Raw genomic sequence first — 22422 nt, 5'->3', positions numbered from 1 at the left:
GGATGCGTGAGCGGATACCGGTGGTGGTGCAGCGCGATGCGCGCGGGAGGCGGCTGGCCGCGCGCGGGCTGTGGACGGGCGCGGAGCTGGTGGTGACCTTCGGCGTCGTCCTGCTGCTGCTCGTCGCCCATCAGTTGTGGTGGACCAACCGGCAGGCCCGCGCCGAGGCCGCCGACACCGTGCAGGCCCTTCAGCGGGACTGGGGGGAGCCGGAGGGGGCGGATCCGCCCGTGGCGGAGGCGTCGCAGGAGCCGGCGGACGGCGACAGTCCCGCCGTGGGGGAGCAGGACGGCGGGGGCGGGGAAGAGCGGACCGCCGCCGCATCCGCTCCCCGACGGTCCCAGGCGTACGCCGTCATCCGCATCCCGCGCATCGGGCTGACCGCGCCCGTCGCCCAGGGCATCAGCAAGCGCGGTGTCCTGGACAAGGGGTACGTCGGCCACTACCCGCGCACCGCGCAGCCCGGAGGCGCCGGGAACTTCGCGCTCGCCGGGCACCGCAACACCCATGGCGAGCCCTTCCGCTACATCAACCGCCTGCGGTCCGGCGACCGGATCACCGTCGAGACCCGGGACGCCGTCTACACGTACACGGTGGACAAGACCCTCGCCCGGACCCAGCCGGGCGACGGCGGTGTCGTCGCCGCCGTGCCGCGCAGCAATGTGAAGCCGTATGTGGGCTACCGGGCGCCCGGGTCCTATCTGACGCTGACGACGTGCACGCCCGAATTCACCTCCCGGTACCGGCTCGTGGTGTGGGGGAAGCTGACCGGCGTGCGGGAGCGCCGACCATCGGGGTGAGGTCGTGCGGGTGAGGTCGTAAGGTTCTCCGACGTGCTGAGACGACGTCCGCAGTTGTTGTGGTTGCTGGTTCCCTACGTGCTCTATCTGGGGGCGCTGCCGTTCGTGAACCGGGTTGATCCCGTCGTTCTCGGACTGCCGTTCCTCTTCTTCTGGCTGCTCGGGGCGACCCTGCTGACCCCCGTCGCCGTATGGCTGACCCGGCGGGGTGACCGCCGGTGAACGCCACCGTCGCGACCTCGGTCTTCGGGGTCTTCATGGTCGCCACCGTGGCCCTCGGACTGCTCGCCGTGCGCGGCCGGCGCGGGGGAGAGGGCGGTGGGCTCGCCGAATGGTCGGTGGGCGGGCGCAGTCTCGGGACCGTCTTCATCTGGGTGCTGATGGCCGGTGAGGGTTACACCAGCTTCAGCTACCTCGGCGCCGCCGGCTGGGGCTACAACTACGGGGCGCCCGTTCTGTACGTGGTCGCGTACATGTCCTGCGGATACGCCGTCGGCTATGTCGTCGGGCCCATGCTCTGGGCGTACGCGCGCAAGCACGGACTCGTCGGGGTCACCGACATGGTGGCGCACCGCTTCGGCCGGCCCTGGCTCGGGGCGCTCGTCGCCGTCCTCGCGACCGTCTTCCTGCTCCCGTACATCCAGCTCCAGATCACCGGCATGGGCGTCGTCGTCTCGACCATCTCCTACGGCGCCATCAGCCTGAACTGGGCCTACTTCATCGCCTTCGCCGTCACCACCGGCTTCGTCGTGGTGAGCGGGCTGCGCGGAAGCGCGTGGGTGTCCGTGCTGAAGGACGTGATGGTGATCGCCACGCTCGGCTTCCTCGCCGTCTACGTACCGCTGCACTACTTCGACGGCTACGGGCCCTTCCTCGACCGGCTCGTCACCGAGAAGAGCGAGTGGCTGACCTTTCCCGGGCACGGGGACAGCGGCCTCGGACAGGCCTGGTTCATCACGACCTCCTTCCTCAATTCGCTGACCGTGGTGATCTTCCCGACGACCGTCGCCGGCTACCTCGGCGCCAAGAACGCCGACGTGCTGCGGCGCAACGCGATGTGGCTGCCCGCCTACAACGTCCTGCTGTTCGTGCCGATGCTGCTCGGCATGGCGGCGCTCTTCGTCGTCCCCGGGCTCGTCGGGGCCGAGTCGAACCTGGCGCTCTTCAAGCTGGTCGTGGATTCGCTGCCGGCCTGGTCGGTCGGGATCATCGGCGTCGCCGCCGCGCTCTCCTCCATCGTGCCGATGGCCGTCTTCATGCTGGTCATCGGCACGATGTGGGGACGCAGCGTGCTCTCGCTCGTGCCGCGCTGGGAACGGCGGCAGAAGGGCGCGGCCCAGGTGGTCGTCGTGGTCGCGGGGAGTGCGGCGCTGCTGCTCACGTACACCGCGCCGAACACCCTCGTACGGCTCTCGCTGATCTCGTACGAGGGCATGGCGCAGCTGCTCCCCATGGTGCTGCTGGGGCTGATGTGGCGGCGGCTGACCCTGCTCGGGGCGATGAGCGGGCTGGTCGTCGGGGTGGGTGTGGTGTGCGGGTTCGTGTTCACGGAGAACGATCCGGTGTGGGGGGTGAACGCCGGCATCGTCGCGCTCGGGGCGAATCTGGCCGTCGCGCTGGTGGTGACGTACGCGGGGGCCGCGCGAGCGTGACGAGCGGCCGGACGACGAGGTGCTCGCGAGGGACGAGATCGAGGACGAGGAGGAGCTCGTCCCGGCGGGATGAGGGCGCGCGGTCAGGTCCGTTCCCGCAGCAGCAGCACGCTGACCGTCGCGACCAGTGCCAGCACCACCGACAGCAGCAGCGCTCCGTCCGCGCCCGAGCCCGTCGTCGCGATGGCGATGGTCACGGCGACGCCCGCCGACGAGCCGATGTAGCGAGCGGTGTTGTTCGCGCCCGAGCCCATGGCCGCCCGTTCCTGCGGCACCGATTCGATCGCCAGCCGGGGCAGCGCGGCGTTCAGCAGACCGCTGCCGACGCCCGACACGACCAGGGCCGGGATCAGTCGGAGCCACACCGCCGCGCCCGGGTGCGCGCCGGCGTCCAGCGCGCCCAGCAGGGAGACCACCCCCACCGCGTGCAGGGCGAAGCCGGCGGCCAGCTGGTGACGGGCCGCCACCCGGCCCGTCAGCCGGCGCGCCTGCAACGCCACGACGAACGCCGTGCCCGACCAGAGCAGGAACAGCCACGCCGAGCCGAGCGCCGACAGCCCGAGCGCCCGCTGGAGCAGCGTCGGCAGATAGCTGAACAGGCCGATCACGGACAGGCCCGTGAACAGTCCGCCGGCCGCGGAGGCCAGGAACGGGCGGCTGCGCAGCAGCGCCGGGTCGATCAGCGGGGCCACCGCCCGGCGCTCCACCGCGAGGAACACGAGGGCCAGCGCGAGCGAGGCGAGCAGCAGCAGTCCGACGGGGGTGCGCAGCCAGCCGTCCCGGCCGAGCGTCAGCGCGGTCAGCAGCGCCGTCATCGCGAGCCCCAGCACCGCAGCGCCCGCCAGGTCCGGGCGGCCGCCGCGTGGGGCCCGGGACTCGTCGAGTGCGCGGAAGGCGAAGGCGGCCGTGAGGAGGGCGGCGAGGCCCAGTACGACGTACGTCAGCCGCCAGTCGACGGAGCCGAGCGACCCCGCCAGCAACGGGCCGAGCGCGATTCCCGCGCTCACGAACGCGCCCCAGACCCCCGTCGCCCTGATCCTTGCCGCACCGGCCGGGAACGCCCCGACGAGCAGCCCCAGGCTGGTGGCCAGGATCGCGGCGCTCGCCGCCCCCTGGGCGACCCGGGCCAGCGTGAACGTGAGGGTGTCGGTCGCGAGCGCTCCGAGTCCGGTGGTGAGGCCGAGGGCGAGCGTGCCGATCAGGAAGAGTCTGCGGCGGCCGTAGTCGTCGGCGAGGCTGCCCGCGACCAGCAGGACGGCAGCGAGACCGAGCGGGGTGCCGTTGAGCAGCCAGGCCTGGCCGGAGGGCGGGGTGGCCAGGGCGTCCGAGATGCCGGGGACCGTCGTCATCGGCGAGGTGTAGTTCATCAGCGCCACGGCGGTGGCGGCGGCGGTGATCGCGAGAGTCGGCCCGGGGCGCGGGCGAGCGGGCGGTGGCGGGGGGACGGTCGCCGGCGCGGGGTGGGGACGTACGGGCTGGGCCATGGCATCGCTCCGGGGCTCGCAGGGGTTCGCACGGTCGTCGCGCGACCGGTCCGCGGGGGATCGCGGCACCTCTCGCAGTGAGTTCGTTGAATGAACTCGTGTCGACGATGCCGACGCTAGCACGGTCGGTTCATTCATCGAACCTTGGAGGAGTAAAGTGACCCCATGGCTCTCGGCAAGGACTACGCGAACCAGCAGTGCTCCCTCGCCCGCGCACTCGAAGTGGTCGGCGAGCGCTGGACCCTCCTGGTGGTGCGCGACGCCTTCTACGGCGTACGCCGGTACAACGACTTCCTCGTGCACCTCGGCATCCCGCGTGCCGTCCTGGCCACCCGGCTCCAGTCCCTCATCGAGGCCGGGATCCTGCAGAAGCGCCGCTACCAGGAGTCGCCGCCGCGCGAGGAGTACGTCCTGACCGACAGCGGCAAGGCGCTCTGGCCGGTCATCCGCACCCTCGGGGCGTGGGGACGCGACCATCTCCCCGGCACCCTCCCGGTGCGTGTCTTCGTCCACGTCGACTGCGGTACGGAACTGGGCGCGTACGGCGAATGTCCGGCCTGCTCCGTCCCCGTACCGCCCGAGGACGTCGAGATGAGGCCCGGTGACGGGCTCGACACGGACACCGACAATCCGGTCGGCCGCGCACTGCTCACGCCCCGTCGGCTCCTGATGCCCCTGGAAGCCGATCGTGTATAACGGTTAACAGTTGAAGTGCCGCGCCACCGCGCGGCCGCAGGAGAGCGGAAGGGGAGGGAAGCATGGACGACGCACGCGCCATGAACCGCATGCGCGGCGCCCTCGCCCGGGTCATTCGGCCCGCCGGACTCCTGCTCTTCTTCCTCACCGAGGTCCTGCTCGCCGAGGGCGGCAGCCTCTCCGCCGCCGTCGCGCTCGCCGCCACCGCGGCCGCCGGCACCGCGCTCGTCGCCTGCTCGGTCATCAGCGCGCGCTGCGCCGCCCCGGTACCCCGCACCCGGGTCCGTACCGCCATGCGCGACCGGGAGAAACGCACCGCGTTCCTGCCGCAACGCGACCCCGACGCCAAGGGGCGCCGCCGCCCCCGAGCCCCCGGCCACGTCCTCCTGACGGCCGCGTAGGGCTCGCCCCCTCCCTCTTTCCCGCCGCCCAGGTGCGTACGCCATGTGCGCGCACGCAGGGCGCCCCGCGCGGATCGTCATGCCGAAGCTGATCCACTTCCCGGCACGACGAGACCCCCGGAGGGCTCATCCATGTCCGCCTTCATGTCCGCATTCGCCAGCCTGGTCGGCGCCCTCGCCGACCTGCTCCACCCGCTCTTCCAGGACGCGTCCACGGCCGCCGCGATCATCCTGTTCACCGCACTTGTACGACTCGCCGTGCACCCCCTGTCCCGGGCCGCGGCGCGCGGACAGAAGGCTCAGCGCCGGCTCCAGCCGCAGATCGCCGAACTGCGCAAGAAGCACAAGAAGAACCCCGAGCGGATGCAGAAGGCGCTCATGGAGCTGCACAAGGAGGAGAAGGTCTCCCCGCTCTCCGGCTGTCTGCCGAGCCTCCTGCAGATGCCGGCCTTCTTCCTGCTCTACCACCTCTTCTCCAGTACGAAGATCGGCGACGAGGCCAACGAACTCCTCGGCCACCAGCTCTTCGGCGCCCCGCTCGGCGAGCGCTGGCGCGACGCACTCGCGGACGGCGGGATGTTCGGGGCGCAGGGCCTCGTGTACGTGGGGCTGTTCGTGATCGTCGCCGCCGTCGCCACGTTCAACTACGGGCGGACCAAGCGCCAGATGGCCGCCAACCCCGTCACCCCGGCCGCCGGCCCCGACGGACAGCCGGTCCCGGGCATGGGTGCGATGACCAAGGTGATGCCGCTGATGTCCTTCTTCACGCTCTTCACCGTGGCCTTCGTGCCGCTGGCCGCCGCGCTGTACGTCGTCACGAGCACCACCTGGACCGCGATCGAGCGGGCCTACCTGTACCGCGACATGCCCGCCGCGGGCGCCGCCATGGCCACGGCGGCGTAATCCAGGACGCGAGTGCGCCGGTCCAGTGTGTGAACAGGGTCTTGCGGAGTGATCGGATGTCTTGGAGCATCGGACAAGCCTGCGATGGCCGCAACCCATCCGGCGGGCCCGATCCCGACCAAGGAGAGAAAGACCGTTGAAGCTGCTTCGTGTGGGTACGGCAGGCGCGGAACGACCGGCGCTGCTGGACGAGGACGGAACCCTGCGTGACCTGTCGGGGATCGTCACCGACATCGACAGCGCGCTGCTCGCCGACGAGGACGCGCTCGCCCGGGTGCGGGCCGCCGCGGCCGCGCCCGGGGAGCTGCCCGCGCTCGACGCCGAGGGGCTGCGGGTGGGTCCGCCGCTCGCCCGGATCGGCAAGATCGTGTGCATCGGGCTGAACTACCACGACCACGCCACGGAGACCGGCGCCCAGATCCCGGGTGAGCCGATCCTGTTCTTCAAGGCGCCGGACACGGTCGTCGGCCCCGAGGACACCGTGCTCGTGCCGCGCGGCAGCGAGAAGACCGACTGGGAGGTCGAGCTCGCCGTCGTCATCGGGCGCACCGCCCGGTACCTGGACTCCGCGGAGGAAGGGCTCGCGCACGTCGCCGGATACGCGGTGGCGCACGACGTCTCCGAGCGCGCGTTCCAGATCGAGCGCGGCGGCACCTGGGACAAGGGCAAGAACTGCGAGACGTTCAACCCGCTGGGGCCCTGGCTCGTGACGGCCGACGAGGTCGCCGACCCGCAGGCCCTGCCGATGAAGCTCTGGGTCAACGGCGAGCTGAAGCAGAACGGCACGACGGCCGACCAGATCTTCCCCGTCGGCGAGGTCGTGCGCTACCTGAGCCACTTCATGACGCTCTACCCGGGCGACGTGATCAACACCGGTACGCCGGCCGGAGTCGCGATGGGGCAGCCCGAGCCGAAGCCGTATCTGCGGGCCGGAGATGTCGTGGAGCTGGAGATCGCGGGCCTGGGCCGGCAGCGCCAGGAGCTGAAGGGGGCGTAGGGGGCGGGGCGGTCCTTTGGTCCCGGGTGCGCCCGGGGGGGGGCCGCTTTGTCCTCAAGTGCCGGACGGGCTGAGAAGACGGAAGGACGTCTTCAAGCCCCGGACGGGCTTGATCTTGCCGGGCCCGGCTTGATTCGTGAATTGGCTGAGCTCGATTCGGGGGTCGAGGAACATCGGAACGGACACCGGCCGTCCGCGCTGGTGCTCTTCGACACGAGGTGCAGGGACGCCGCCGTCACTCAGGACGCCCGGCGCCGGCCACGGGCTCCTGTCTCTGGCCCCAGCCGCGAAGTAACGGTCGAGCTCGTTGTCAGTCGGTGGTGGCCTGGTAGAGCGTGGTCCAGAAGTCGTTCATGGCACGCGGCGAATCCGGGGTGGACAGTCCGACCTGGGTGAGCAGGACTCCGGTGAGCTGGTTGGTCCTGTCTGCGTAGGCGGTGGTGCCGGTACCGCCGAACCAGCCGAACTGGCCGATGGGCGCGTAGTCGCCGCGATAGGTGCGCACCGCCATCCCGAAGCCCCAGCCTCCGCTCGACCCCTGGCCGGACGACAGGTGGGCGACGTTGCTGAACATGGCATCCCGGGCGGCCAGCTGCCCGGGCGAGAGGCGGTTGGTGGTCATCAGCTCGACGGCGGCCCGGGACAAGATCCGTTCACTCCCGTGCATCCCGTGGTTCAGCAGCATCTGGAAGTAGGCGTGGTAGTCGTCGGCGGTGGAGACCAGCCCGCCTCCGGCGCCCTGGAACGCGGGAGGCGCGCTGGACCTTCCCCCCGCCGCCTCGTCCCACACGACGAACTCGCCGGTCCGAGGGTCGGGCCCGTACAGGGGCGGCAGTCGGTCGATCTTGTCGGCGGGCACGTGGAAGGCGGTGTCCTTCATCCCCAGCGGATCGAGGACGCGTGTCCGCAGGAACGTCTCCAACGACTGTCCCGTGACCCTGGAGACAAGTACACCGACCACCTCGTTGCTGAGGTCGTACTGCCACCGCACTCCGGGTTGGTACTGCAGCGGCAACTCGCCGAGGCGGCGCATCCACTCGTCCGGCTCGGGCGCCGGCCCGGATGCCACGCTGTAGTCGAGACGCTCGAAGGTCGCGGCCCTGATCGGGGAAGCCATCGACTCGAAGTCCACTCCGAGCCCGAACGTGGAGGTCAGCAGGTCCCGTACGGTGATCGGCCGCTGTGCCGGCACGGTGTCGTCCAGCGGTCCGTCGGGCCGCTTCAACACCTGCCGGTCAGCGAGTTCGGGCAGCCACTGATCCACCGGGTCGTCCAGCCGCAGCCGACACTCGTCAAGCAGGATCATCGCCGCCGCCATCGTGACCGGTTTGGACGTGGACGCCATCCGGAAGATCGTGTCCCGGCGCATCGGCGAGCCACCGTCATGACGCATCGTCCCGATCGCTTCGACGTGTGTCTGGCCGCCGCGGCTGACCAGCGCGACAAGGCCGGGAATCCTCTTGGACTCGACATGCCCGGCCAGCACCTCGCGCAGTCGGCGCAGCCCCGCTTCGGAGAAGCCGCTGTTGCTTGTTCCCATGATGAATCCCCTGTTCACGGAGTTGGTTCCCACGGCGGCCTCGGTGGCTGCCTGGCCCTTCGAGCGGCCATGTGAAGAGCCTGCGTCCTTGACCCAAGGTCAAGGTCAACCCCCTGTCGCTGTCAGGAGGTTGACCGGCACCGGCCGCAGGTGTTCCGGTTCTTCTCGGTGGCAGGGGGGATGGGCTGGAACCGGTGCGCGCTATCCTCGCCCCTGTGATCGTCCGGGCTTCCCGGCCGTCGCTGACGCGGTTCGCGAGACCGCAGCCGCCCACGAGCTGGAGGTGCGCCGAGCCGATGGCAGACGGGCTCACGATCGGTCAGGCGGCGGCGTTCGTCGGGGTCACGATCAAGACCGTGCGGCACTATCACCGGCTCGGCCTGGTCGCCGAGCCGGAACGCGACGGTTCCGGCTACCGCCGTTACCGATCGGGCGAGTTGTTCCGGCTGGTCCAGGTCCGGACCCTGGCCGCGGCCGGCGTGCCGCTGGCCGAGATCGGTGACCTGCTCGACGCCGATCCCAAGACGTTCGCCGCCACGCTGGACGACGTCCATCACCAGCTCACCGAACGGATCGAAGACCTGATCGCGCGCCGCGACAGGCTGCACCGTCTCGACCACGGCGACCGGGCCCTGCTGCCCGACCGAGCCTGCACGGTCTTGGACCGACTCGCCGAACTCGGCTTCAGTCCCGACTACGTGGCCGGTCAACGGGAGGCTCTGGTGCTGGCCCGAGCGCTGGTCCCGGAGATCTTCGACAGCTTCCTGACCCGGCTTGAACATTCGCTCGACGATCCCGAGTTCGTCGAGCTGACCAAGCGTGGTTGGGATGCGAGGTCCTGGGATCCGGACGACCCGCGGATCGAGGAGCTGGCGTCCACGCTGGCCGACAAACTGCTGACCAACCGCGCGCTGCTGGCGATGCCGACCGGGTTTCACGACCAGTCCGACGCCGCCTCCCGGTACGCAATGGTCAACCACCACCGGGAAGACCAGTCACCGTCCATCGCCCGGTTGAACACGCTGGTCGAGGCGAACCTGCGCGCAGCCGGCATCGCCGTTCCGCGTCAGTTGAGCAGTCGGGGCAACAGCCGGCCAGTACCGGCGTCCCCGTAGACCGTCTCCAGGACGAAGTCCTTGCGGACAGCACCGCGGCGACGCGTACGCGATAGCACCGCGGCGACGCGTACGAGAGCGGGTGCCCTCGCCCTTCACCGGGGCCCGGGGCCCGGCGAGGTCCAGCTCCTCGACGCTGACGCCCAGGATCTCCTTCGCGCGGGCAGTGGTCTCTTAGAGCATCCGCCACAGCGTCTTCTCCCGCAGATGTTCCTCAACCCGAATCGCGCAGCGCACGCGCTGGACGCGTCAAGGCGGGAGGGGTGGGTGGCGGCGCCCACCCCTCCGTGCGAGCCGGAGGGCCCGCCCCGCTCAGTCGCTGATCTTCGTCGCGAACTGCTCCAGCGCCTCGACCACCAGTGCGTGGTCCTCCGCCTGGGGCAGCCCCGACACCGTGACCGAGCCGATGACGCCCGCGCCCTCGACCGCGATCGGGAACGAACCGCCGTGCGCGGCGTACGTGTCCGGGTCCAGGCGCGAGGCCTCGTCGAACGTCGTCCCCTTGGCCCGGAACCGCGTCCCGACCAGGTAGGAGCTCTCGCCGTACCGCTCGACGACCTTGCGCTTGCGGTCGATCCACGCGTCGTTGTCCGCGCTCGAACCCGGCAGCGCGGCATGGAACAGCTGCTGGGCCCCGCGCCGGATGTCGATCGCGACCGGGGCGTGCCTTTCCCGGGCCAGGGTGACGAGCAGACCGCCGAGCGCGTACGCGTCGTCGTAGCCGAAGTGCGGCAGCGTCAGCCGGCGCTCCTGGGCGATCAGCTCGGAAATGGTCGGAGCGGTGGGGTTCATGCGGTCTGCTCCTCGGTGGCGTGAGCGGCGGCGGGTGCGGATGCCGTGGGCAGGGCGACCGTGACCCCGTCGCGGGCGGAGCGGCGGGCGGCCTCCAGGACGTCCAGCGCGGCTGCGGCCTGGAGGGCGGTCACGGGATTCTCGCCCCTTCCGCGCAGCGCGTCGGTGACCGCCGCGTAGTACGCGGGGTAGTCGCCCGGCAGCGTACGGACCGGGGTGCCGCCGCCCGTGAGCGGGGACTCGCCCGAACCGAGCCGGCCCCACAGCGCCTCGTCCTCCACGCCCCACGGACCGTCCGCCGACGGGCGCGCACCCTCGCGCAGGGCGGCCTCCTGGGGGTCGAGGCCGTACTTCACATAGCCGGCGGCCGACCCGAGCACCCGGAAGCGCGGACCGAGCTGGGCGGTCGTCGCGCTGACGTACAGATGCGAGCGGACCCCGTTCGCATGGGTGATCGCCAGGAAGGTGTCGTCGTCGGCTGCCGCGCCCGGACGGCGTACGTCCGACTCCGCGTACACCTGGACCGCCGGACCGAACAGGGCCAGTGCCTGGTCGACGACATGGCTGCCCAGGTCGTACAGGAGCCCGCCGATCTCCTCGGGGTCGCCCGACTCGCGCCAGCCGCCCTTCGGCTGCGGGCGCCACCGCTCGAAACGCGACTCGAAGCGCTGCACCTCGCCCAGCTCACCGTCCGCGATCAGTGAGCGCAGGGTGAGGAAGTCGTTGTCCCAGCGACGGTTCTGGAAGACCGAGAGCAGCAGACCGCGCTCCTCGGCCAGGGCGGCCAGCTCCCGGGCCTGGGCGGCCGTACCGGCAATCGGCTTGTCCACGACCACCGGCAGACCGGCCTTCAGCGCGGCCGTCGCGATCGGGACGTGGGTCTTGTTCGGCGACGCGATCACGATCAGGTCGAGCTCGTCCGCGCGCTGCCACAGCTCTTCCGGCGATGCGGCGAACCGCACACCGGGGAACTCGGCACGGGCCTGCTCCCGGCGCTCCTCGTTCGACGTGACGACCGTGTCCAGGACGAGGCCCTCGGTCGCGGCGATCAGCGGGGCGTGGAAGACGGAACCCGCCAGGCCGTAGCCGACGAGTCCGACACGCAGGGGGGTCCCGGACGATCCGGAGGTCTCGTGAGTCGCGTGGTCAGTCATGCGTTCCACTTTGGCAACGCTGTTGCCAAAGTGCAAGCGCGGGAGACAATGGGTCCGTGAACAGGAGTAACAGCGGCGCGAACCTGCCGGCACTGCGCAGCCACAACGCGGCGCTCGTGCTGGACCTGCTGCGGGCGGCGGGCGAGCGCGGCATCAGCCGGCTCGAACTCGCCGGGCGCACCGGGCTCACCCCGCAGGCCGTCAGCAAGATCACCGCCCGGCTGCGGGCCGAGGGCCTGGCCGCCGAGGCGGGCCGCCGCGCCTCGACGGGCGGCAAGCCGCGGACCGTGCTGCGGCTGGTGCCGGACGCCGGTCACGCGGTGGGGCTGCACCTGGACCGCGACGAGCTGACCGTGGTGCTCGTCGACCTCGCAGGCTCGGTGGCCGCGAGCCGTACGGCCCTGCTCGACCTCGGCGCCCCGGCGGACGAGGTGCTCGGGGCGGCGGCCGGGGCGGTCGCCGCGGTGCGGGGCGACGGTGCGCTGCCGGTGCTCGGGGTGGGGGTCGCCGTGCCGGGGCCCCTCGACCACCGGGGCGGGGTCCTGCACCGCGTCACCGGGTTCCCGCAGTGGGACGGCTACCCGCTCCGGGAGGTCCTGGCCGCGCGGACCGGGCTGCCCGTCGTCATCGACAAGGACACCAACGCCGCCGCCCTCGGCCTCGCCCTCCAGGAGCCCGGCCCCGCCGACTTCGCCTATCTCCACCTGGGCACCGGCCTCGGCTCCGGACTGGTGCTCGGCGGGGCGGTGCACCGCGGGGCCCGCACCGGAGCGGGGGAGTTCGGCCACCAGACCGTCCAGCTGGACGGGGTCCTGTGCAGCTGCGGCGGACGCGGCTGCATCGAGGCGCTCTGCCTGGCCGCCGTCGAGCGGGGCGACATCGCCGAGGCCTCACGGGTGCTCGGGACGGGCGCCGCCAACCTGGTCGGGCTGCTCGACATCGACCGGGTGGTGCTGGGCGGGCGCACCGTCGCCGCCGACCCCGACGCGTACGTCCGAGGGGTACGCGCGGTGCTCGACGAACGGGCCCGGCGCGACGGGTCCGACGGGATGCCGGTACCGGTCGTCGCCGCCGGCGGCGGGGACCGGCCGGTCGCCGAAGGGGCGGCGCAGCTGATCCTCGCGCCGCTGTTCGGCCGCGTCGGCGGCGCGGACGGGGGAGGCGGCGATCTGCGGGCAGATGTCCCCGGACCGCTCCCCGACCGTACGGAACTGGGCTGATCGAGCGATTCGGCGCGGCCGGGCGGGCGGGCCGTCGGCATGTCTGCGGCGAGCGGCCCCTGCCCGCGTGGCAGCGTCACCCATCGAACCGGTGAACTCCGGGGCCCGGGGCGAGCCGTCCGTTTCCGCGAGAAGTCGAGAAGTGAAGGCTGCCCCACGATGCCCCCCACACCGCCCCCGGCGACCCCTTCCCCCGAACCCTCCGTCCCGGCGCGCCCGCCGTCGCCGCCCCCTGCGGGCAGCCGGCCCCGGCACGGTCTCGTGCTCGGGCTGGCCGCGGCGAGCGTCATGCCCGCCGTCGTGCTCGGCGGCCCCGCGGCCGCGTCCGCAGCCCCGCAACGCAACACGGCAGCCACCCCGGCCTCCGGCCTCGCCCCCGCCTCCCTACCGGGCTCCGTCACCGCCGACCAAAGGCCCGCCTGCGGTGACCCGGGGGCCGCGGACTTCCCGATCGACACCCGTATCCACGGCGGCCCGGACACCTACGCCTCGGGCGGTGGCTACGGCACCTGGTTCCTGGACCTGACCAACACCACCGCCGAGCCCTGCAATGCCATCCACCCGGTCCTGGTCCTCACCGACGAGGACCGCGCACTGACCTCCGACCAGATCCAACTGGAGTTCTCCGAACGCGCCCACCCCGGCGTCGAACACCGCGTCAGCTGGGAGACGACCGACCGCGACGAGCACATCGGCGTCTTCGGCGGCGAGGGCGACGACTCCTTCGCCGGCTTCACCGTGCCGGCCGGCCGGACCGTCACCGTCCAGGTCAGGCTGGCGTTCACCTCCGACACCAGCCCCGGCCGGATCACCGCGAACGCCGCGATCGTCCAGCGGCAGCGCAGCGAGAGCAGCCGCGACGACAGCGACGCCGCGAGCAAGAGCCTCGACGGGGAGTGGGTCGGTGAGTCCGCGGACTACCCGTTCACCGTGGTCGAGGACGACGGCAGCGGGACCGGGACGGACGACGGCACGAGCGACGTACCCGATGAGACCGGCGAGGTGGGCAAGGAGACGGAGGGCGACGGCCGTGAGACCGGGGAGGCGGGCAAGGAGACGGAGGGCGACGGCCGTGAGACCGGGGAGGCGGGCAAGGAGACGAAGGGCGACGGCCGCGAGGCCGGCGAGGTGGGCAAGGAGACGAAGGGCGACGGCCGAGTCCCCGCCAGGCCCGACTCCAACCCCACCACCGGAACCACCGGCACCCCGCGCCCGCTCGCACCCGGCCGTGACCCGGCCGGAGTTCCGGAACTCGCCAGGACCGGGATCTCCGTACCGGTCCCGCTGTCCGCCCTCACCGTCTCCGGTCTCCTGATCGGCGGCGGAGCCGTCGTCATCAGGGCGCGCAGGACGCGCCGAGCCCCGCACTGATCCGAACGAGAGCCCCCGGTCGGCAGCGAGCCGCCCCGCACCGCCGGCTTCCGGCCGTCGAGTACCGCCGCGACACCGGTGTTCACGTCTGCCTGCCACCATCGGTCCGTGGACCACCCGCATGACCAGGCACCTGGCGCACCCATCCGCTCCGGCATCCCGGAGCGCGGCCGTATCCCCCGGTACTGCGCGGCAAGGCCCGTCCTGCGCGGACCCGCCACGATCACGAGCATGATCAGGCAGTACCTTCCGGTCGAACGGACAGCCTAAAATCGGGGACGTCGGCGCTGCACAACGCGGTGCCGCCGGCGTCCCCGCACCTGGCGTACGGCAACTGGAGTCCCACATGGCAGAGCGCAAGCCGATCTCGTCCTGGCTCACCGACATGGACGGAGTCCTCATCCACGAGGGGACGCCGATCCCCGGCGCCGATGCCTTCATCAAGAGGCTGCGGGACTCGGGGCTCCCCTTCCTGGTCCTCACCAACAACTCGATCTACACCGCGCGCGACCTGCACGCCCGGCTGAAGCGCATGGGCCTCGACGTCCCCGTCGAGAACATCTGGACCTCCGCGCTCGCCACCGCCCAGTTCCTGGACGACCAGCGGCCCGGCGGTACGGCGTACGTCATCGGCGAGGCGGGGCTCACCACCGCGCTCCACGACATCGGCTACGTCCTCACCGACCACGAGCCCGACTACGTGGTCCTCGGCGAGACGCGTACGTACTCGTTCGAGGCGCTCACCAAGGCGATCCGGCTGATCAACGGCGGCGCCCGCTTCATCTGCACCAACCCGGACGAGACCGGCCCGTCCGCCGAGGGCCCGCTGCCCGCGACGGGCTCCGTCGCCGCCCTCATCACCAAGGCGACCGGCAAGGCCCCGTACTTCGCGGGCAAGCCCAATCCCCTGATGATGCGCACCGGGCTCAACGCGATCGGCGCCCACTCGGAGTCCAGCGCCATGATCGGCGACCGGATGGACACCGATGTGCTGGCCGGTCTGGAGGCGGGCATGCAGACCTTCCTGGTGCTGACCGGGCTCACCACGGTGGCGGACATCGACAAGTACCCGTTCCGGCCGTCCACGGTCGTCGACTCCATCGCCGACCTGGTCAACCTCGTCGAGGCGGGCTGACCCGGTTCCCGGCGGGGGAGCGGGCCCGTACGGCCGCTTCCCCGCACTCCACCGGCCCAGCGTCCGGCCCCCTGCGGATGCGGAAAGCCGCGGCACGCGTGAACCTGCCATAAGGAGGTTCACGATGCGTTCAATACCCCTCACGTTCTGTGCCGCCGCGGTGGCCGCGGCGACCCTGATGCCCGCTTCCGTCGCACTGGCCAATTCCGACTCCGACCACGAGGACTCACGGTCCCGGGTCACGCTCACCGTCTCCCCGTCCTCCGTCTCCCCTGGCGGCGAGGTCGACCTCGAGGTCGACGGCTGCAAGGGCAAGGAGGCCAAGGGGAGCTCCGACGCCTTCGTCTCCGAGGCGCGCTTCTCGCCCGGTGACGACCGGACGCTCTTCGCGGAGGCCCGGGTCCGCTCCGACGCCGAGCCCGGCGACTACGACGTCCAGGTGGTGTGCAAGGGCGACAAGCACGCCAAGGCGTCCACCGTCCTGACCGTCGTCCACCGCAGCCGGCCCATGCCCGTCGCCCCGGTCCGCGCGGGTGGCGGAGGCACCGCGGTACTCGCCGACCAGGCCGCCCAGCAGGAAGGCCCCGGCACCGTCCACGCGGTGGTCGGCCTCGCTCTGGCCGCCGTCGCGGCCGTCGCCGTCGCCTTCCGCAGCGTGCGGCGCCGCCGCCCGGCCGCCGACTGACGTGTCCGCCTCGGACCGCTCGGCGGGGCACGGCAGGCTGCTCACCGGAGTGGCCTGGGCCGTGCTGCTGCTGGGCCTCTGGCTCTGGGGTCGCGGGATCACCGGTGGTTCCGGAGCCAGTTCCGCCCCGACCACCGGCGACGTCGCCGCGGTCGGGCGTCCCCTCGGCGTGCCACTGCCCCCGGCCCACGACCCGATCGAGGGTGTCGCGCCGCGGAGCGTCGAGGTCCCGTCGATCGGGATCCGGGCCCCCGTCGTCTCGCGGGGACTGGACAAGGAGGGGGCGATCGAGCCGCCGTCCTTCGACACGCCCCAGACGGTCGGCTGGTACGGCAGCGGCACCGAGCCCGGCGCCAAGGGTCCGGCCCTCTTCGTCGGCCACGTCGACACCGAGACCAAGCCGGCCGTCTTCTACGGGCTCAGCGCGGCCCGCCCCGGTGCCAAGGTCGAGGTGACCCGGACCGACGGCACCGTCGCCGAGTTCACCATCGACGACGTCCAGGTCTTCACCCGCGAACGCTTCAACGCCCGGAAGGCGTACGGGCCCCGCAAGGACGGCCGGGCCGAACTCCGGCTGATCACCTGCGGCGGGACGTACGACCGTGCGTCGAAGTCGTACACGGCGAACGTGGTCGTCTCTGCCTACCTGACGGGCGAGAAGTCACGGGAGAAGGCACAGGAGGAGGCGCGGGAGCAGGCCGGACCGCAGGCTCGTGGGGCGGCGGGCCGGAAGGCGGACGCGCCGAGCGGCGGCTGATCTCTTCGGTATCCGGCCCGGCCGGCTGCCCGGTTCTCCGGGCGCCGGCCGGGCCGGTCCTCGACCGCGGGGCGCGGGCCGCGGGAGTGGCCCGGCGCGGACACGGGAGGTCGGTGGCGTCCGGGTCCGCCGCACGCCCCACTGTAGGGGCGCGAACTCCCGGCGCACAGAGCGTTTCTGACGTTACGTCGATAACCGGTCACCCTCCGCACGCGGGCGGGCCGGTCAGAGTGTGGTGAACCCGGCGTAACGGCTCCTCGACGAAGTCGTGAGAGGCCGGGCCGGTACCGGGCCCTGTGCCAGGATGGACGGCGATGCGACAGTGCACCGCCGTCGCACCGGAGGGGGAGCGGATGTACGGCAGCCACAACGGCCGGTTCGGCATGCGGGGGGTGTGCGCGGCCGCGGCCGGCGCCGCGCTCCTGCTCGCGGGATGCAGCTCTTCCGACGACGGCGACGGCGAGGGCGGCTCCGGTGGGGGGAAGAACCCGGCGGCCATCGGGCAGCAGCCCAAGGGCAGCGATCCGTACTGGGTCAACCCCGACGGGAACGCCGCCCGGCAGGTCGCCCGCTACACCGGGGACGGCAACGAGAAGGACGCCGCCCTGATCCGCCGGATCGCGCGACAGCCGGTCGGCGAGTGGATCGGCCCGGACAATCCGGAGGCCGAGGCGAAGGGCTTCACGGAGGCGGCCGAGAAGGCCGGCCGCGAGGCGGTGCTGGTCCTCTACAACATCCCGCACCGCGACTGCGGGCAGTTCTCCAAGGGCGGCGCCGCCGACGGCGACGCGTACCGCGCCTGGCTGGAGGGTGTCGCCAAGGGCATCGGCGACCGGGGCGCGACCGTGATCCTGGAGCCGGACGCGGTGCTGCACCTGGTCGACGGGTGCACCCCGCAGGAGTTCCACGAGGAGCGCTACGACCTGCTCAAGGGCGCGGTGGAGCGGCTCAAGAAGGTGCCGGACACCCGCGTCTACCTGGACGCGGGCAACGCGGGCTGGCACACCCCGGACGCACTGTTCCAGCCCCTGCAGCAGGCGGGCATCGGCGCGGCCGACGGGTTCGCGGTCAACGTCTCCAACTTCCAGACCACCGCGGTCAGCCGGGAGTTCGGCAAGCAGCTTTCGGCGAAGGTCGGCGACAAGCCTTTCGTGATCGACACCAGCCGCAACGGCAACGGCCCGTACACCGGCGGCTCCCCCGAGGAGAACTGGTGCAACCCGCCGGGACGGGCCCTCGGCGAGACGCCGACGGCGTCCACGGGCGACGAGCTGGTCGACGCGTACCTCTGGATCAAGCGGCCGGGCGAGTCCGACGGCGACTGCCGGGGCGGCCCGAAAGCGGGCGCGTGGTGGCCCGAATACGCACTCGGGCTGGCCCGCCGCACGAGCTGACGCCTTGTTCCTTCCAGGAGCGTCCGCCCCTGGAAGGAACAAGGTCTACGGCACCTCCACCCACATCCCCTCGGACGGTGTGCCCCTGCCGTCGGTGACGAACAGCATGTACCAGCCCGACGGCACCAGCGCCCGGTTCTTCGGCACCGTCACCGAGATCCCGCCGTCCGTCTGCTTCAGGTCCAGCGCCACCGAGCGCTGGTCGGTGTCCGTGACATGGGTGACCGCGCTCGGCCGCATCAGCTTCGCCGACTTGATGGACGGGGCCCGGTTGCTGGTGAACACCGCCGTGCCGCCGCGCTCGATCCTCTTCGGTCCGGCGGTCAGCTCGGGCCGGGAGCCGCGGTACAGGTACGGCGGGGTGTAGATCTCGATGCGCTGCTCGAAGACGCCCGGCCGGGTGTTGGCCTTGTCGGAGTAGAGCGAGTCGGAGCCGAAGATCATGACCCGGCCGTCGGGCAGGAGCACGGACCCCGAGTGGTAGTTGCGGCCCACCGCCGGGTCGGCGACCCGCTTGTACGTGTCCGACTCCGCGTCGTACAGCCGGGCCTGGAGCACGTCGGAGCCGCCGCGGCCGCGGTAGTCGTTCGAGCCGCCGGTGACCAGCAGGGAGTCGTCGGGCAGCAGGGACGCGCTGGGGTAGCGGGTGCCCTCGTCGAGCGCGGCGCCGTCCTTGAACTCCGGGGCGGCGTCCTTCAGATCGACCAGCCGGGACTTCCCGCTCGACCTGTCGGACTCGCCGACGCCGCCCCCGCCGATCACCATGAACCTCTCGTCCTGGGCCGGGGGCAGCCGTACCGTCGCCGAGGTCTCCATCTTGTCCGGGTCGCTCAGTCCGGGGATCCTGGTGAACCTGTTCGTCGCCAGGTCCCAGACGCCCGGGTCGCGGCCCACGGTGGCGGGGCCGTAGCCCGCGTTCGAGCCGGAGTAGAAGAGCTTGCCGTCGTTCAGGAGGAAGATCGCCGGATACGTGGGGAACTTCCGGACGATGCCGGTGTACTCCCACTTCCTGGTCTCCGGGTCGTAGATCTCGTCCTTGCCGGGGACGATCTGCCCGATCTCGTCCAGGCCGGACAGCGCGAGGACCTTGCCGTCCTTCAGGGTGGTGAGCGTCGGGTACCAGCGGGCCTCGTTCATCGGGTCGACGGTGATGTACTTCTCCGCCACCGGGTCGAACTCGTAGGCCTCACGGATGCCCTGGAAGTCCTTCTTGTCGAGGGCCAGCTTCTGGGCGATCCCGTAGACGTTGCGGGTGTCGGAGCCGGACAGACCCGCTATTCGGTAGTTGTCCTCGGTGCCCGTCTCGTGCTCCGTACCGGACTGCTGCGCCTCGACGTAGATGCGGCCGAGCCCGGGATCGTTGCGCAGGAAGGCGCCGGTGTTCCTGTCGAAGACCTTGGTCGCCTTCTCCACCAGCACGGGGTCCTTGGAGACGAAGGTCTTGCCGTTCTCCTTGCCGGTGAACCGGGTGCCCGCCGGCAGGGTGATCGGCTTGTCCGGGTCCTCGTTGTGCACGATCATCAGGCCGCCGGCCTTGGTGACGTCGCCCTGAAGCTTCTCGTACCGCCTGGTGCCGCCGGCTATGAGCAGTCTGCCGTCGGGCAGTTGGGTGTGACCGGCGCAGAACATGTCCTTGGGCGTCGGGATGTTCTTGAAGGCGTTGGTCTCCGGGTCCCACAGCACCGACCGGAAGCTCTTCGCGTCGAAGTTCTTCTGGTTGTTGCCCGAGCCCGCGACGAGCAGCACCTTGCCGGTGTGCAGCAGCGCCGCGTGGATCGTGTTGATCCGGAACTCGGAGGGGACGTCCAGGAAGTCCCAGTGGCCGTTGGACGCCTTGTAGTCCGACGTGTTGATCTTGTACTCGTGATAGCGCTCGGTGCTGAAGCGGTACAGCCACGGCCCGTTCGCTCCCGCGAGCGCGAGAACCACCGCCGTACTGATCGCCATGCGGCGGGTACGGCGGCTCGGACGGTACTTCATGGTCTACGTCCCCCAAGGGCGATCTGCATGGTCTGTTCGTTGCCGGCCCAGTGGGGCCCGTCCTGCTGGGTGCGTGCCGGAGGTCCGCTCACCGGCGGCGGGCCCGCGCGGCGCTTCTTCTTCTCGGCCCGCATCGTGTACCGCCAGCCGAAGATCGGCGCCGCGGTGATCAGCAGGGCCAGGGCGGCCCAGGTGAGCATCGCCGGGTGGCTGTGGCCGAGGACGAAGGACGCCACGATGGAGCCGGCGAAGACGAGGATGAAGAAGAGGTGGATGCGGAAGGTCCCGAAGAGGGTGTCCGGGCTGGAGGAGTCGCCCTTGGGCGTCACGACGAACGAGCTCTTGCGGCGCAGCACGGCATCCATCAGGGAGCGTGCGTAGACCGGCGCGGAGAGCGCGGACATCATCATGCCGGCGAGACCGCCGGAGCCCTCGGGCTCGTGCGGCGAGACGTTGTGCCGGCGGTTCCAGATGTACAGGCCGATCTGGAGCGCCGAGGCGTTGCCGTACAGCATCATCCAGACGGTCGGGTCGATCTGCACACCCGAGGCGCCCATCCCCAGGAACAGCGCGCAACTGAGCGCCGCGAGAATCCAGTTCATGGCGGACATCGGGTAGAAGATGATCATCATCGTGTAGTTGAAGAGCTTGCCCGCGGGCAGGGAGAAGAAGCCCTTCCAGTACTGCTTGAGGATCGTCTCGTACGTCCCGCGCGACCAGCGCAGCTGCTGGGTGAAGAAGTCCGTCCACGCGGTCGGGCCCTCGCCCACGGCCAGCACGTCCGGGGTGTAGACCGAGCGCCACTTGCGGCCGGTGCGCGGATTGCGGGCGCGGTGCATCTCGAAGCCGGTCGCCATGTCCTCGGTGATCGAGTCGTACAGACCGCCGATCTGTTTGAGGGCCGAGATCCGTACGGCGTTGCTGGTGCCGACGAACATCGGGGCGCCGTAGCGGTTGCCCGCGCGCTGGATCAGCGCGTGGAAGAGGAACTGCTGGGACTCGGCGGCCTTGGTGACGAAGGTGTCGTAGTTGCCGTAGACCTGTGGGCCGATGACGAAGCCGACATCCGGGTCGCGGAAGTAGCCGAGCATCCGCTCCAGGTAGTTGGGCATCGGGACGTGGTCGGTGTCGACCGATGCGAAGAAGTCGTACGCGTCACCGTGGGCGTCGAGCCAGGCGTTGTAGTTGCCGTGCTTGGTCTTCGCCCGGTGCGGACCCTTGGCCTGGTTCCAGTGCGCCACGCCCTTGCGGGAGAAGTGGTGCACGCCGAGCCGACGGCAGACCTCCTTCACCGCCGGGTCGTCGCCCTCGTCGAGCAGCCAGACGTGCATCAGCCCGCGGTGGCGGATGCGGACGGCGGCCTCCAGGGTCTTCGTCACCATCTCCAGGGGCTCCTTGCCCGGGACGAAGGAGGTGAGGAAGGCGACCCGGGTGCCGGTCTCCGGCACGACGGGGACCGGATCGCGCGCCACCAGCGTGGCGTGCGCGTTGGAGAGGACGTTCAGGGTGCGGAAGAGCTCGATCAGACCGATCGAGACCAGCATCACGATGTCGAGGATCAACAGCGTGTCGTTCTTGAGGTTCGGGTCGCGCTGGGTCCAGTGCTCGGGCTGCATCAGCCAGGCGAAGAGGCCGAGCGACACGAGCGGGGCGGCGCCCAGCAGGAGTGCCGCCCGGATCCGGTGGGGCTCCTGGGAGAGGAGCGAGCGGTACTTCACGGTGTACGGCTTGGTGGGGTCGGGCTGGGTCAGAGGCCCGGCAAGCCGGCTGTAGTGCTCGTAGTCGTACCGAGGCAGCGCCTTCTTCTGTCGCCGCCGCTGGCCCCCGGTCCGCAGCTGCGGGGGTATCCGAAGCTGTGTGGTCCGGGAAGGGTCGTGGTCCTGCCGGGCGCCTGGCGGCGTCGACGTCATGGGTCATCCCCCTGCACGCAGGCGGGGCTGCGTGGTCGGTCGGTTGTTTCGTCTCGTCCGCCGCGCGTCCCCCTGGAGCGCGACCGACGGTTCAGTGGCGGGTCACTTGCCTGAGACAGGCGAGGCCGCCCGTCCGGTTGCATGATGCCTGCTCGGCGTTTGCTTGTGCATGACGCCTTCCCCTCGCATCGGACACAACCGGAATATTGCCCTCCGTTTCCCCCAACTATGGGCCCCACCGGCGTGGTTGGCGCCGATGAACCTAAGACAGACTGGCCGACCCCAGCCGCGATCGCAAGGGTGAAAGGGGTTAGTACCCGCTCAAATGCGCGATTCGTGGGGCTCTTGTGGAGAGGTGGTGTGGAGGCGTATGAGGGGGTGCGCGGGGAGCCGTCGCGCCGTCGGCCGGCCGGTGGGCGCTTGCCTTTCAGGCGTG

At 71.2% G+C, this 22422-nt stretch carries 19 protein-coding genes and 3 pseudogenes; 15 read left to right on the top strand and 7 right to left on the bottom strand.

Annotation, left to right across the window (positions count from 1 at the left end; all coding sequences use genetic code 11):
* Positions 1–2 precede the first annotated feature (2 nt).
* The 3 genes and pseudogenes from SH922_RS14185 to SH922_RS14175 all read left to right on the top strand — a co-directional run bounded on the left by SH922_RS14185 (position 3) and on the right by SH922_RS14175 (position 2525).
* Positions 3–800 (top strand): class E sortase, encoded by a 798-nt coding sequence (locus SH922_RS14185; protein ID WP_393063561.1) that lies wholly within the window; start codon positions 3–5, stop codon positions 798–800.
* A 63-nt stretch (positions 801–863) separates the two neighbouring features.
* On the top strand, positions 864–1022 hold the full coding sequence (locus SH922_RS14180) for a DUF3311 domain-containing protein (protein ID WP_356321379.1): 159 nt from the start codon (positions 864–866) through the stop codon (positions 1020–1022).
* Positions 1019–2525: pseudogene (locus SH922_RS14175) on the top strand (sodium:solute symporter). The gene SH922_RS14180 and the pseudogene SH922_RS14175 overlap by 4 nt, the downstream one beginning before the upstream one ends.
* Positions 2526–2535: 10 nt before the next feature.
* Here the strand turns inward: SH922_RS14175 and SH922_RS14170 are convergent.
* The gene (locus tag SH922_RS14170) at positions 2536–3936 is read right to left on the bottom strand and encodes an MFS transporter (RefSeq protein ID WP_393058321.1); all 1401 of its coding nucleotides are present in this window, start codon (positions 3934–3936) and stop codon (positions 2536–2538) included.
* A gap of 165 nt (positions 3937–4101) precedes the next feature.
* On the opposite strand from SH922_RS14170, the gene SH922_RS14165 reads away from it, so the two are divergent.
* The 4 genes from SH922_RS14165 (at position 4102) to SH922_RS14150 (ending at position 6933) form a co-directional block, all read left to right on the top strand.
* Positions 4102–4632 carry a winged helix-turn-helix transcriptional regulator gene (locus tag SH922_RS14165; RefSeq protein WP_393058320.1) on the top strand — a complete coding sequence of 177 codons (531 nt, stop codon included), beginning with the start codon at positions 4102–4104 and terminating at the stop codon, positions 4630–4632.
* A 62-nt stretch (positions 4633–4694) separates the two neighbouring features.
* On the top strand, positions 4695–5033 hold the full coding sequence (locus SH922_RS14160) for a DUF6412 domain-containing protein (RefSeq protein ID WP_393058319.1): 339 nt from the start codon (positions 4695–4697) through the stop codon (positions 5031–5033).
* A gap of 132 nt (positions 5034–5165) precedes the next feature.
* Positions 5166–5936, top strand: coding sequence for a YidC/Oxa1 family membrane protein insertase (locus tag SH922_RS14155; RefSeq protein ID WP_393058318.1), 771 nt, complete (start codon positions 5166–5168; stop codon positions 5934–5936).
* Positions 5937–6072: 136 nt separating this feature from the next.
* On the top strand, positions 6073–6933 hold the full coding sequence (locus SH922_RS14150; protein ID WP_393058317.1) for a fumarylacetoacetate hydrolase family protein: 861 nt from the start codon (positions 6073–6075) through the stop codon (positions 6931–6933).
* Between the two features lie 310 nt (positions 6934–7243).
* On the opposite strand, the gene SH922_RS14145 is transcribed toward SH922_RS14150, so the two are convergent.
* Entirely contained in the window at positions 7244–8473 is a 1230-nt protein-coding gene (locus tag SH922_RS14145) for a serine hydrolase domain-containing protein (protein ID WP_393058316.1), read from the bottom strand.
* Between the two features lie 296 nt (positions 8474–8769).
* Here SH922_RS14145 and SH922_RS14140 point away from each other — a divergent pair, with 296 nt between their 5' ends.
* Positions 8770–9588: a MerR family transcriptional regulator gene (locus SH922_RS14140; RefSeq protein WP_393058315.1), complete on the top strand. Its 819-nt coding sequence runs from the start codon at positions 8770–8772 to the stop codon at positions 9586–9588.
* Here the strand turns inward: SH922_RS14140 and SH922_RS14135 are convergent.
* The 3 genes and pseudogenes from SH922_RS14135 to SH922_RS14125 form a co-directional block, all read right to left on the bottom strand.
* Positions 9546–9822, bottom strand: a pseudogene (locus SH922_RS14135) (site-specific integrase); the annotation flags it as partial. The gene SH922_RS14140 and the pseudogene SH922_RS14135 sit on opposite strands and share 43 nt — an antisense overlap.
* Before the next feature lie 78 nt (positions 9823–9900).
* On the bottom strand, positions 9901–10380 hold the full coding sequence (locus SH922_RS14130) for a heme-degrading domain-containing protein (RefSeq protein WP_393058314.1): 480 nt from the start codon (positions 10378–10380) through the stop codon (positions 9901–9903).
* Positions 10377–11534 (bottom strand): Gfo/Idh/MocA family oxidoreductase, encoded by a 1158-nt coding sequence (locus SH922_RS14125; protein ID WP_393058313.1) that lies wholly within the window; start codon positions 11532–11534, stop codon positions 10377–10379. The genes SH922_RS14130 and SH922_RS14125 overlap by 4 nt, the downstream gene beginning before the upstream one ends.
* Before the next feature lie 56 nt (positions 11535–11590).
* Between SH922_RS14125 and SH922_RS14120 the strand changes: the two genes are divergently transcribed.
* The 7 genes and pseudogenes from SH922_RS14120 to SH922_RS14090 all read left to right on the top strand — a co-directional run bounded on the left by SH922_RS14120 (position 11591) and on the right by SH922_RS14090 (position 18096).
* Positions 11591–12754, top strand: coding sequence for an ROK family protein (locus SH922_RS14120; RefSeq protein ID WP_393058312.1), 1164 nt, complete (start codon positions 11591–11593; stop codon positions 12752–12754).
* A 159-nt stretch (positions 12755–12913) separates the two neighbouring features.
* The gene (locus SH922_RS14115) at positions 12914–14125 is read left to right on the top strand and encodes a hypothetical protein (RefSeq protein WP_393058311.1); all 1212 of its coding nucleotides are present in this window, start codon (positions 12914–12916) and stop codon (positions 14123–14125) included.
* A 108-nt stretch (positions 14126–14233) separates the two neighbouring features.
* Positions 14234–14323 (top strand): annotated as a pseudogene (locus tag SH922_RS14110) (GntR family transcriptional regulator); the annotation flags it as partial.
* Positions 14324–14471: 148 nt separating this feature from the next.
* Positions 14472–15260: an HAD-IIA family hydrolase gene (locus tag SH922_RS14105; protein WP_393058310.1), complete on the top strand. Its 789-nt coding sequence runs from the start codon at positions 14472–14474 to the stop codon at positions 15258–15260.
* A gap of 124 nt (positions 15261–15384) precedes the next feature.
* On the top strand, positions 15385–15945 hold the full coding sequence (locus SH922_RS14100) for a hypothetical protein (RefSeq protein ID WP_393058309.1): 561 nt from the start codon (positions 15385–15387) through the stop codon (positions 15943–15945).
* A 1-nt stretch (position 15946) separates the two neighbouring features.
* Positions 15947–16702 carry a class F sortase gene (locus tag SH922_RS14095; protein ID WP_393058308.1) on the top strand — a complete coding sequence of 252 codons (756 nt, stop codon included), beginning with the start codon at positions 15947–15949 and terminating at the stop codon, positions 16700–16702.
* 353 nt (positions 16703–17055) lie between these two features.
* On the top strand, positions 17056–18096 hold the full coding sequence (locus SH922_RS14090; protein ID WP_393063560.1) for a glycoside hydrolase family 6 protein: 1041 nt from the start codon (positions 17056–17058) through the stop codon (positions 18094–18096).
* 45 nt (positions 18097–18141) lie between these two features.
* Here SH922_RS14090 and SH922_RS14085 read toward each other — a convergent pair whose 3' ends face one another.
* Both SH922_RS14085 and SH922_RS14080 read right to left on the bottom strand, forming a co-directional pair.
* Positions 18142–20076: a galactose oxidase-like domain-containing protein gene (locus SH922_RS14085; protein WP_393058307.1), complete on the bottom strand. Its 1935-nt coding sequence runs from the start codon at positions 20074–20076 to the stop codon at positions 18142–18144.
* Complete coding sequence (locus SH922_RS14080) at positions 20073–21986, bottom strand: glycosyltransferase (protein ID WP_393058306.1); 1914 nt, start codon at positions 21984–21986, stop codon at positions 20073–20075. Before SH922_RS14080 ends, SH922_RS14085 begins: the two co-directional genes overlap by 4 nt.
* Between the last annotated feature and the right edge of the window lie 436 nt (positions 21987–22422).

Origin of the sequence: Streptomyces sp. LN549, assembly GCF_043203805.1 — a bacterium.
Lineage (GTDB): Bacteria > Actinomycetota > Actinomycetes > Streptomycetales > Streptomycetaceae > Streptomyces.
The sequence above is the reverse complement of the archived record's forward strand: the minus strand, read 5'-3'. Positions and strand labels throughout refer to the sequence as shown.